The following is a 10,578-nucleotide window of genomic DNA, read 5'->3' as shown; positions in this document are numbered from 1 at the left end:
CGCGAGCGCCTCGGACCCGAGACGCCGCTCGCCGGGCTCGACGACCCGGCCGCGGCGAGCGCTGTGGCCGCCTGGTTCACCGGCCGGTGGGGGCCGGCGGCGCCGGCGACGTTCAACCGCAACCTCGACGCGATCCGCTCGGCGGCGGGCTACTGGCGTGACCAGGGCTGGATCGTCGGTGACCCGACCCGGGCGGTCCGTCGCCGCGGCCGCGCCCCCGACCGGACCCGGGCGCTGTCGCGCGCGGTCGTGGAGGGGCTGCTCGCCCGGGGGGACATCGGGCTGCGGGAGCGGGTGCTGTGGCGGATGTTGTACGAGACCGCCGCCCGCGCTTCCGAGGTCCTGGCCCTCGACGCAGGCGAGCTCGACCTGCGTAACCGGTGCGCGAAGGTCCGCCGTAAGGGCAACGCCGTCGACGTCATCGTCTGGCGGACCGGGACCGCGCGGCTGCTGCCGCGGCTGCTCATGGGGCGGACGGTCGGCCCGGTGTTCCTCACCGACCGGCGCGCCCGCCTAGCCCTCCCACCCGCCGACCTGGACCCGGCCAGCGGACGGGCCCGGCTGTCCTACCGGCGCGCCGCCGAGCTGTTCACCGCGACGACGGGCGGGGCGACGCTGCACCAGCTGCGCCACTCGGCGCTCACCCACGCCGCCGAGGACGGCGCGAACACCTCGACGCTGCTGTCCTACTCCGGGCACACCTCGGTCGCCTCCCTGGCCCGCTACGCCCGGGTCTCGCCGGAAGCGCTGGCCCGCTGGCAGGCCGGCCGGGATCCCGCGGCCCGCCGCCGCTGAGCCCGCCGCCCCTTTCTGCCGTATCTCGGCGGCCCCCCTCTATCGCGTTGGTGGCCGGGGCGCCTGGCCCGGGTGAGGCGGGAGCGTGCGAGGCTGCGCGGGCGGGGTCCGTGGACCGGGTCTGAGAGATGGTGGCCGGGGGAATGCCAGCGCGTGGAGATCCGAGCGGGGAGGGGACCAGCCGCGTCCTGGTGCCCAGGTGCTGGTCGGAGACGCTGTGGTCAGCTCTGCCACGAAGCCTGCCGCGGCGCGTTCCATCGCGTCGAAGTCGGGGTAGCGCGCGAGCTGTGGCTGGTCGGCCTTGAACGTGTTCACCGCCGACCGCCAGGGAACGTCGAGTTCACCGGGTCTGCGGCCGGCTCCGTAGACGTGGTAGGGATGGGGCAGGCCATCGCGGCCGAAGCGGACCTGGTTGTTGACCTCAAGCGCCTCCCGCATGTGACGGGCCTCCACGGAACAGGTACGGATCATGTAGTGGATGTCGAAGAGGTCCTTGTAGCGGTGGCGAGGGCCAGGTGCGACCTGGCGGGACGAACCGGGGGCTGGCCCGCTCAGCATGGAGATCTTGTCTGCGAGCTGGCTGGCCGTGGGGTACATCATGGGGGTGACGGGCGCCAGGCCGGGCACGGCGATGCCAACGATGGACCGTTCGGCGTGGTGGGCCGGGCCGAACAGAGGAACCCGGTCGGGCGGCTTGATGTCGATCTCAAGTCCGATTGGGTCGTCGACGGGACGTGCCTGGCCGGGCCCGTATCTCGGGTCGATCGGCTGGGCGACGATCACTCCCATGATTTTCCCGCTGTCGTAGACCCTGACATCGGCGCTGTAGCGGACCAGTCCTCCAAGGCCCAGCCCACGCTCAGCTCGGGCGGTGTCGCCCGCGTTCACCGTGACCGCATCCACAGCCTGCTTGACATGAACGCCGTAGGATTCCGTGATGTCGAGAGCGCACAGGTCCAGATCGAACGCGGATCGGGCCATCACATACGCGGGATGGATTTCGTTCGGCTGAGCGGGAAGAAAGTCGGCAGGCCACGAGAAGTCTGTGGCGGGCCGGGAAGGAAGCGCCAGCGAACCGAAGATGATCCAGTCGTGCGGGGTTCGGTTCATGAGGCGCGCCGCGAAGTCCCCGATCAAGATCTGGTGAAGTGCGCGGTCGGCATTGAACTCCGCTGCGCGAGCCCGATCGGTGACGTAGGAACGGAACTCCGACCATGAGGGGAACGCCTCACGGAACTCCGGCCCGATGTGGGAGTCGGGATTATGGCTGTCTGTGTCGGCCATGGGCTTGACTAGCGCTGCGGGTGGGCGGGGAAGTCTACGCTGTCCTCGTCCGCCGCACGCAGAATCGACTCCAACGAACCCGCGGCTTCACCGCTGTAGGGCGATGTCCTGGCGGTTACTTCCAGACCTCGAGCCAACTCGGTCTCGTTCGCTAGGTGGGTGCGCAGAAAGGCGTGGGCGACGCGGCCGAGTTCGGCGAGGTCGAACCGCCCGCTGTAGGTTAGATCGCGCAATGTGCGTGCGGGAGTGGTCACAAAAAGATCGGACCGGGTCGTCCACTCATCGGCAGCTACCTCGCCAGAGTGCAGGACGATGCCAGGATAAGAGCTCCTTGGCCGGGCTGGGCCAGCGGGAAGCGTGAACTCCACGCCGGGTCCCGGCCGGTCACCAATCCCGTAGACCCGCAGCGCCGTGGCATGGGAGACAACGCCGCACCTCGGGGCATCCCGCAGCCACCCCGGCCGCTCCGGGTCCAGCATCAGCCACTGGCTGTACAGCCGCGGAAAAAGATGCCTCCCACCAGCGCGAATACGCATCACCCCCTCGATGACAGGCTCAACGACCCCTGCTTCTTTGAAACGCCCAAGCTCGACGACGGAGACACCGGCTCTCTCCGCTTGCCGCTCCGTGACACACCCCCACTGACCTTCAGCCAAATCACATAGCGTAGCGACCCGATCGATCATGTGCTTATGCTAACGTATGGCGCCCGTTGGTGTAGACCGCGCAGACACAGCGCAGGGCACGGAGGGCGTGGACATGAGCAGCGAATGGCTTACCACGTTGGAAAGCGGTGAGGAACCCCACGTTCTCCATCGAATGCGCACTGGATGGGCAGTGCTGGGCAGCACGCAGCATCTCCCCGGCTACTGCCTGCTCGTCTACGCCGGATCGGCAAACCATCTGACTGACCTTCCCCGCCCAGAACGAATGGACTTCCTTTTTGACCTGTCCCTTCTCGGCGAGGCCGTCTCGCAGGTATGCGCGGCTCGGGACGAAGACTTTCTGCGGATCAACTACGAAGTGCTGGGGAACCTCTGGCCGCATCTCCACGGCCATGTACACGCACGTTACAGGTGGGAGGAGGAGAGTCTCCGGGTCGGCCCCGTTTACCTATATGGCGCGGAGCGGACGAAGAAGGAACACGCGATTAGCGCGGCACACAACCAGCTTCACGCCGATCTACGAGCGGCACTATCCACCCTCACACGCGACGCGTATGGCACGTGACGAGCGTCGTTGAACTCTCCTGGCGAGGGATGCGGTTACCAGCCGGACCCGGCATGTCTCAGTCTCTTCCCCCCGACCCGAGGCATGCCAGGCTGTTCGGGTCTACACCAGCGGCGCCGCGGCGGACACGCTGAGTGTCAGGCGGCTGGTCATGTCGAGTTTCACCTCGCCGTACGGGGCGACGTGCGTCCAGAATAACGGGGTCAGGCCGCGCCGGTCGGCGTCGGTGAGCTGCTCGGCCCAGGCGTCGTCGGCGAGGACGTCCTGGACCATGAGCGTGTTGACGTAGACCAGGGCGGCCTGCAGGACCCGTAGGCAGAGGACGGAGAGTTCCTGTTCGTCGCGGCGGTTGGTGGCGATGTCGCCGCCCTTGCCGAAGAAGATGACGCTGTTGGCTCGGTTCCAGGACTCGACGACGTTGAGGCCTTCGTTGATCTCGCGTTGCAGGTCCCGGTCGCGCAGGTAGCGGGCGACGAACAGGGTCCGCTGCGCCCGCCCGACCTCGATCATGGCCTGGTAGGTGGGATAGATCGCGTTGGTCCGGGTGAAGCGGCGCAGGATCGCCTCGGCGGAGGCGGTGCCGGTCCGGATCGCGGTGGCGTATTTGATCATCTGGTCGTACTGTTCGGCGACGACGTCCCAGCGGATCGGCCGGGTCAGCGCCGGGCCGATTCGCGGGTAGGCGTCCGGTTCGCCGGCGGCCGGCCGGTACAGGCGAACCTTGTTGATCCGTTTGATACGTGGGAGCAGGTCGAAGCCGAGCAGACGGGTGATCCCGAAGCCGATCTCGGACTGGCCGTGGGAGTCGACGTAGGTGCCCTCGACCTCCATGGCCGTGCCGTGGCGGATCGCGCCTTCGACCATGGCGGCGACCTCGGAGGCGGTGCAGCTGATCAGCTGAGAGTGGATCGCCATGCTCTTGCGCTCGACGTGCCAGTAGATCAGCACGCCGCGGCCGCCGTAGCGGGAGTGCCACTCGGTGAAGATGTTCTGGTCGAACGCGCCGAAGTGCGTCGAGTCGCTGGCCACCGCGGTGGAGCCGGCGCCCCAGACCTGCTGTGCCCGGGCGGCGAAGGTGGCGTTGGCGATCTCGACGGCGACCGTCCGGGCGAGCTCGGCGGTCAGATACCGGCGGCGCACGTAGCGCAGGTCGTCCTCGCTGTGGCCGTTCTGCGCGGAGCCGGCGACGGCGCGGATGCCGGTATTGGTGCCGTAGGCGTAGATCGCGAGCATCAGCCGTTCGGCGAGTACTTCGGGGGCCAGGTCGCCACGGCCGGCCGCCGTGGTCGCGGCCGCGAGGCAGCCAGTGCGTAGCACCGCCTCCTTGAGCATGTCGATCAGCGGGACGGTGCCCCACCGGGTCCGCACCTCGCCCTTGAGGCGGCGCAAGTTCCGCGGCTCCGGGGCGGCGTCCAGGTCACTGAGTTTGATCGGCCCGTTCTTGCCCCGCTCGGCGATCTCCAGCCAGGGCAGCTTCGGCAGCGCGGTGTCGAGCGCTGCCAGTTCGGTCCGCATCTCCTCGCGTAGCTGGTCGATGAAGACGGTCGGGTCCAGCGGCTTGCGCAGGGCGGCGTAGTGCGTGGCGCGCTGGGCCTCGAAGTCGGCCGGCAGGTCTTCATCGGGGTTGCGCCACTTCTCGGCGCCGACGACCCAGATCTCCTTGCAGCGCAGGCTGTCGCACAGGGCCTGGAAGGTGCAGATCTCGTAGACGCCGCGGACGACCCGCTTCGGGCCCTTGGCCGGGTCGGTGAACACCAGCTCCGTCCAGTCGCCCAGCAGCCCCTTGTGCGTCGGGACCGTCTCCCCGACGGGGAGGTACGTCAGCCGGCTGTCGGCGTATCGGCGGATCAGGTCGAGGGCGTCGAGGACCGGCCGGTGGGTGTCGTTGTTCGACCGGAACTCCAACACGTCGAGCAGCGCGATCAGCCCGCGCCGGTAGTGGTTCGAGTACGACGCCTTCAGCGTGGTCCGCACGGTGCGCCGGTACACCGGCCCCTTCGTCTTGAACTCGGCCACCAGCTCCCGCAGCGTCTGCTCCCCACCCGCGACCGCCGGGAACACCACCTCACGGACCGGCTCGTCCGGACTGCTGAGCGAGGCCTCAGCGATCGCGAACAGGATGTTCTCCTTGCCGGTCACCCGCTTGAACGCGTTGATCAGCTCCTCGGTGACCTTCCTGTCCGCCCGCGCGCCGATCCGGTGCACCGTCGAGATCAGCAACTCCACCAGCGTGTCCGTGATCTCCCCGTGCCGGTGGTGCAGCAACGCCGCGAGCAACGTCAGCATCAGCGGGTCGGGATGGTCCCGCAGGTGCGACGGGGACTCCACCGCGGCCCGGGTCCGCCAAGCCGCGACGACCCGCGGGGCGACATCGGCGAACAGACCGTCGGGCAGGTCGACCGCGCGGACCGCGCGCAGCTTACGGATCTCGGTCAGCATCGAGTCCAGACTCACGTTGCCCGGCACCGACTTGATCAACGCTAGTACCGAGTCCCCGCCGGTGTCGTCGTCCGGGACATCGACCGCGACCAGGGCACGGAGCCGGCCGGCGACGTCCACGGACAGACGCCCAGCGACCCGGGCGGTCAGCGCCCGCTCGGCCTGATGCAGCGCCGAGCGCACGATCCGCTCAATCCGGCCGGCGGCCGGTGGTTCGATCCGCTCCGCGCGGCACCGCGCCAGCAGCTCGCCGCGGACCAGCTCCGAACGCCGCTCGGCCTCGCACACGTGGCCGGCCAGCCACTCCGCCAGCTTGTCCGCGTCGGCGGCCGAGCACTCCCGGAAGCCCAGATGCTCACGGATCTGCGCCCGGTGGTATTCGATCGTGCGGCCGGTCCACTCGTAGAAGCCCAGGTCGCCCGGCTCCACACCGACCTGACGGGCCACGTACTCGACGGCTTCGTCCGGCACCTCGCCGCGGCCCCGGGGGAACCGGCCCAGCTGGGTGAAGAACTTCAACATCACCGCGAACCCGAGCCGCGTCGGCCCGCGCTTGCCAGCGATCAGCTCCCGCTCGTCATCCAGCAACGTCCAGTGCTCGACGAGCTCATCGAGATCCAGCGACCGGGCCACGCTCGAACATCATGGCCACGCGCGCCCGGTGCCAACAGCCCGCGCCCACAGAGAGACACGACGAAAGATCACCCGCGTTTGCGGCCGGTGACACGTTTCTTACCGGCACCCCGATGAGCAGCATCGGCGGTGGACGGTGTGGCTGAGCGAGGATCTGATCGGCGCGATCGAGGCCGCGGTCCAGGCCGAGGACACCAGCCGTGCCGCGCTCGTGGAGGCGGCGCTGCGGGCGGACCCGGCGATCGCCGCGCACCTGCCATAGCCCGCTCCGAAAAAGCGGACCTGGAGCTGCCCGCCCGCCGCGGCTGGCAGCTCGCCCTGGCCGCCGTGCTCGACACCCTGCCCGCACAGCTCGACGTGATCATCATCGACACGCCGCCGGGCCTCGGAGTCCTGCCCGTGATTGGCCTGTCCGCCGCCGCCCACGTTCTGATGATCACCGAGACGCAGTACCTGAGCGTGCGCGCGCTGCCGGACGGGCTCGACACGATCCGCCCAGCGGCTGCAACCTGCGCTGCCAGTGGTGCATCGGCGATCATGTGCCGCTGGAGATCTGGGACGACGAGCGCGAGATGCTCACTCTCGTCGACGCTTCCAAGGAGGCCCCCGACCGGCTCCCGGACACCCTCGCCGAGCCCGCGGCGATGATGAAACTGGTCCGCGATCTCGTCGGCTACCGCAAGACCGGCTCGTACCGCTCCGGGGGGACCCGTCACACGCGGGAGTTCCGCGTCCAGAACGTGTCGTTCTCCGGGCTGATCGGCGAGCCGCTGATCTCCCGGGCCGCGCTGGTACCTGCGATCGGCTACCTCCTCGACCACGACGTGCGGGTCGGGATGTTCACCAACGGTGAGCTCATGGATTCCACGGTCATCGACGTCCTGGTCCGCGCGGGGTACGTGAACGTGAGCCTCGATGCGGCGAGCGCGGACACCTACGCGGAGCTGAAGTTCCGCGGGCACAGGGCGGGCGCGGTGAAGTTCGACCGCGCGGTGGCGAACCTGACCGCGCTCGCCGACCGGCGCCGTACCGAGCGGACCGAGGTGGAGATCGGGGTGTCGTTCATCGTCTACCCGGAGAACTACCACGAGGTCTACGACGCCGCGGTGCTCGCCAAGAACGCCGGCGCGGACCGGCTGCGCCTCAAACGCGACATCTCCGGTGATCGGCTCCTCAACCCCGCCCAGGCGGACCACGCGAACACGCTGATCGCCCGCATCCGCGACGAGATCGCGGATGACGCCGCCCAGTGCCGGCGCGAGGACGCCTATCTCGAGGGGTTCCGGATGTTCGCCGGCATCAGAGGGCGCCGTCCATCGGGTTGTCCCGCCAGCGGTCGACCGCGCGGACGTAGCCGTGGACGACGGGGGAGCCGATCGACCATCGGCCCTGGGCGGCGATCGCGGCGGTCTGCGCGCCGGCGCGCGCCGCCGCGGTGGCGCCGCCGGCGCGCAGCGAGTGGGCGGTGTACCGGTCGGCCCCGGGCAGGCCGGCCCGCACGGCGGCGGCGCGGACGACCCGGTGGATGCCGTCGCCGCTCATCCGCCGGGGGGAGATCCGCCCGGCCCGGTCGACGGCGCGCAGCAGCGGCCCGGCGGTGATGGCGCGCTCGGCGAGCAGGGTCCGCCAGGCCCGGACGGCGCGCACGGGGCAGGTGTCGGGGTGCGAGCCGTAGGGCACGGCGACCTCGGCGCCGACCGCGTCCTGGTCGGTTTTCGACCGGCGGACGTAGACGAGCAGGCCCTCGTCGACCTCGACGACGTCGGCCAGGTCCAACGCGGCGAGCTCCGAGCGGCGGCCCATCATCGCCACGCCGAGGACGAGCAGCGCCCGGTCGCGGACACCGAGCGGGCCCTCGGGGCAGGCGGCGACCATCGCGCGTAGCTGCTCGCGGGCCACCGGCGGCGCCTGGCGGACCCGGCGGCCGGCGTCGGCCTGGGCGCGGCGGTGGGCGCGCAGAACCTCGCGGGCGCCGCGGGTGTCCGGCGGGGTGAGCCGGCGCCGGCGGTGCCGGGTGCGGATGGTCGCGATGGCCTGCTCGATGCTCGCCGCGCCCGCGCCGGCGGCCACGAGCGCGGCGACGTACTCGGCCAGGGTCGCGTCGGTCGCCGGGGCGTCCCGGCGCCCCTGCTGCGCACACCAGGCGGCGAAGACGGCCCACTGCCGGTCGTAGGCGCGGCGGGTGGCGGCCGCGGGCGCCGCCTCGATCAGCTCGGCGGTGGCGGCCGACACGGTGTCGTTGATGTCGACGTCGCCGGGCCGGGCCAGCTCCCCGGCCGGCGTCGCGGTGGGGACGAGGTCGGCCGTCATCGTGCCGGTCCGAGGTCCGCGCCGGCGGGCGCGGCGGTGATGTCGGGGGCGTCGATGTCGGGGTAGAGCTGCCGGTAGGTGTCCAGGTGGTCGGCGTAGTGCGCGCGGCCCTGGTCGGTGAGGTGGTAGCGGTACTCCGGCCGGGAGCTGGAGTACGCCGGTCCGGTGCCGTTCGCCCGGAGGGTCACGGGCACGTGCCGCCGTGTGGAGCGCAGGTACGGGCGGTTGCCACGCCGGCTCACGTGCCCGGCGTCGAGGTAGAGATGCGCGGTGCTGGCGAGCTGGTCGGCGAGCAGCCCGGTCTCGCCGGTCCGGGCGACGGCGGCCATCTGCCGCCACAGCCACTCCGACAGTGCCCACCGCGGGCGGGCCGTCCGGACAGCGGCCTCGCCGGTGCCGGCACGGACCGCGGCCCGCCCCGCCCGGGTCATCCACACGTCGACCGCGTCGCTGAGCACCCCGGGGGTCGTCTCGGACTCGATCAGCCCCCGGTCGCGCAGCGCGGCGAGCGTCGCCCCGGCGCCGCTGTCGTAGACCCCGGCGGCCCGCAGCCGGCCGGGGATCGGGGAGTACGCGCCGTTGAACGCGATCCGCCGCCACTCCCGCGCCGGCCGCGCGTCGAACCGCCCCTCTGCGCCGCGACGGCGGTGCTCGTCCTCGAGGGCCTGGTCGACGTCGTAGAGCGCCCGCAGGTAGGTGCGCTGCCGGTCGTTGAGCCCCGCCCACTCCTCGGCGGTGGTCATCCGGCGTCCCTGCACCGCCATCCCTGCACCATCCGATCATGGTTTTGTGGCTCGTGATAAGGCATCTTATCGCGAGTAACCGGCCGCCACCGACCCCCGGCGACCGTGACCGCCCGGGGCAACCCCGCCGGGCGGCGCCCGCAGCCACCCGCGCGACGAAGACGGGATGCCCCGACAGCAGCAGGGTGAGCGCGGGCACCGCGGCCCGCGCGAAGGTGATCTTCCTGTGGGCGGGGACCGCCACCCGACCGCGAGGGACCATATCCGCGATCGAGATCGAGCTGACCGGCATCATCGGCGTGCTCGCGGACGGTCGTCCGCGCCAGCGTCCCTGGTCCGGCGGGTTCGGCCCCGCCCAGGACCGCCTCTACCTCGCGGTCAGCGACGTCGACGGGGACATTCTGGAAAACGCCTGCCTGGCGGTCGCCGGCCCGAAGACGCCCATCGCCCTGCTCCTCGAGGGGTCAATCGCCGCGATCCGGTGGGTGGCGTCCGCGCTCCAGCCCGGCCGCCCGGTGGATGGACGCTCCGCGCACCCCAGGATCACGATCATCACGACCCTCTTAGCTCAAAATCGGATTTCCAGAAACGAAAATCTGGTTTTAGTATGATGGGGGTATGACGACGCCTGCGCTGCCTGACCTCGACTCGACGCCCGCCGACCCGGGCCCCGGCCCCGCCGCGCCCGTCTCCGCCGCATCGGTGGAGACGTTGCCGTGCGCCTGGTGTGCCCGGCCGGTGGAGCAGCGGGCTAGTGGGGCGGGGCGCCGGCGGCGGTACTGCCCGGACCGGGACTGCCAGGAGCAGGCCAAGCGGGCCCGGGCGGCGCGGCGCGCCGCCGGCGGCATCGGCGGGGACGTGGCGGCCGCGGAGGATCTGCTGGACCGGCTGGAGACCTACATCGGCCGCCTAGGCGACGGGCTGGCGGCCGAGCTCACCCCCGCCGGCGTGCAGTCGACGGTGTCTCGGGCGGAGGCGGCCGCGGCCGCCCGCATCGCCGCGGCCACGGCCGAGGTGGAGGAGGCGCGGCGCACCGTGGCGGAGGAGGTGGCCCGCGCCGGCGCCGAACGGGACGCTGCCCTCGCCGAGGCGCAGGCCGCGCGGGCCACCGCGGCCGCCGCCGATGCCACCGCCGCGGCCGCCC

The 10,578-nt window shown here is 71.2% G+C and carries 12 protein-coding genes; 6 read left to right on the top strand and 6 right to left on the bottom strand.

Annotated elements, in window-relative coordinates:
* The coding region (locus tag AC08OP_RS13800; protein ID WP_476614564.1) for a tyrosine-type recombinase/integrase at positions 1 to 795 on the top strand (795 nt) is incomplete at its 5' end.
* Positions 796 to 834: 39 nt separating this feature from the next.
* On the opposite strand, the gene AC08OP_RS13795 is transcribed toward AC08OP_RS13800, so the two are convergent.
* Together AC08OP_RS13795 and AC08OP_RS13790 are read right to left on the bottom strand one after the other, a co-directional pair.
* The gene (locus AC08OP_RS13795) at positions 835 to 2,079 is read right to left on the bottom strand and encodes a nucleotidyl transferase AbiEii/AbiGii toxin family protein (RefSeq protein WP_476614563.1); all 1,245 of its coding nucleotides are present in this window, start codon (positions 2,077 to 2,079) and stop codon (positions 835 to 837) included.
* Between the two features lie 8 nt (positions 2,080 to 2,087).
* The gene (locus AC08OP_RS13790) at positions 2,088 to 2,615 is read right to left on the bottom strand and encodes a hypothetical protein (protein WP_476614562.1); all 528 of its coding nucleotides are present in this window, start codon (positions 2,613 to 2,615) and stop codon (positions 2,088 to 2,090) included.
* 223 nt (positions 2,616 to 2,838) lie between these two features.
* Between AC08OP_RS13790 and AC08OP_RS13785 the strand changes: the two genes are divergently transcribed.
* Complete coding sequence (locus AC08OP_RS13785; protein ID WP_023840303.1) at positions 2,839 to 3,309, top strand: HIT family protein; 471 nt, start codon at positions 2,839 to 2,841, stop codon at positions 3,307 to 3,309.
* A 102-nt stretch (positions 3,310 to 3,411) separates the two neighbouring features.
* Here the strand turns inward: AC08OP_RS13785 and AC08OP_RS13780 are convergent, their stop codons facing one another.
* Complete coding sequence (locus tag AC08OP_RS13780; protein WP_476614561.1) at positions 3,412 to 6,381, bottom strand: Tn3 family transposase; 2,970 nt, start codon at positions 6,379 to 6,381, stop codon at positions 3,412 to 3,414.
* Between the two features lie 136 nt (positions 6,382 to 6,517).
* On the opposite strand from AC08OP_RS13780, the gene AC08OP_RS13775 reads away from it, so the two are divergent.
* Both AC08OP_RS13775 and AC08OP_RS13770 read left to right on the top strand, forming a co-directional pair.
* Entirely contained in the window at positions 6,518 to 6,643 is a 126-nt protein-coding gene (locus tag AC08OP_RS13775) for a hypothetical protein (RefSeq protein WP_476614566.1), read from the top strand.
* On the top strand, positions 6,640 to 7,029 hold the full coding sequence (locus AC08OP_RS13770) for a ParA family protein (RefSeq protein WP_476614565.1): 390 nt from the start codon (positions 6,640 to 6,642) through the stop codon (positions 7,027 to 7,029). The genes AC08OP_RS13775 and AC08OP_RS13770 overlap by 4 nt, the downstream gene beginning before the upstream one ends.
* Before the next feature lie 286 nt (positions 7,030 to 7,315).
* Here AC08OP_RS13770 and AC08OP_RS13765 read toward each other — a convergent pair whose 3' ends face one another.
* The 3 genes from AC08OP_RS13765 to AC08OP_RS13755 form a co-directional block, all read right to left on the bottom strand.
* A complete protein-coding gene (locus tag AC08OP_RS13765) occupies positions 7,316 to 7,447 on the bottom strand; it encodes a hypothetical protein (RefSeq protein ID WP_476614560.1) in 132 nt (43 codons plus the stop codon).
* A 233-nt stretch (positions 7,448 to 7,680) separates the two neighbouring features.
* Positions 7,681 to 8,691 carry a tyrosine-type recombinase/integrase gene (locus tag AC08OP_RS13760; RefSeq protein WP_476614559.1) on the bottom strand — a complete coding sequence of 337 codons (1,011 nt, stop codon included), beginning with the start codon at positions 8,689 to 8,691 and terminating at the stop codon, positions 7,681 to 7,683.
* A complete protein-coding gene (locus tag AC08OP_RS13755) occupies positions 8,688 to 9,455 on the bottom strand; it encodes a hypothetical protein (protein ID WP_476614558.1) in 768 nt (255 codons plus the stop codon). The genes AC08OP_RS13760 and AC08OP_RS13755 overlap by 4 nt, the downstream gene beginning before the upstream one ends.
* 164 nt (positions 9,456 to 9,619) lie before the next feature.
* Here AC08OP_RS13755 and AC08OP_RS13750 point away from each other — a divergent pair, with 164 nt between their 5' ends.
* Positions 9,620 to 10,045: a hypothetical protein gene (locus AC08OP_RS13750; RefSeq protein WP_476614557.1), complete on the top strand. Its 426-nt coding sequence runs from the start codon at positions 9,620 to 9,622 to the stop codon at positions 10,043 to 10,045.
* Between the two features lie 7 nt (positions 10,046 to 10,052).
* On the top strand, positions 10,053 to 10,578 hold a 526-nt coding region (locus AC08OP_RS13745; protein WP_476614556.1), incomplete at its 3' end, for a hypothetical protein.

Source organism: Frankia sp. CeRuru1, assembly GCF_977966315.1.
Note: the sequence above shows the minus strand (reverse complement) of the source record. Positions and strands in the feature narration are given on the sequence as shown.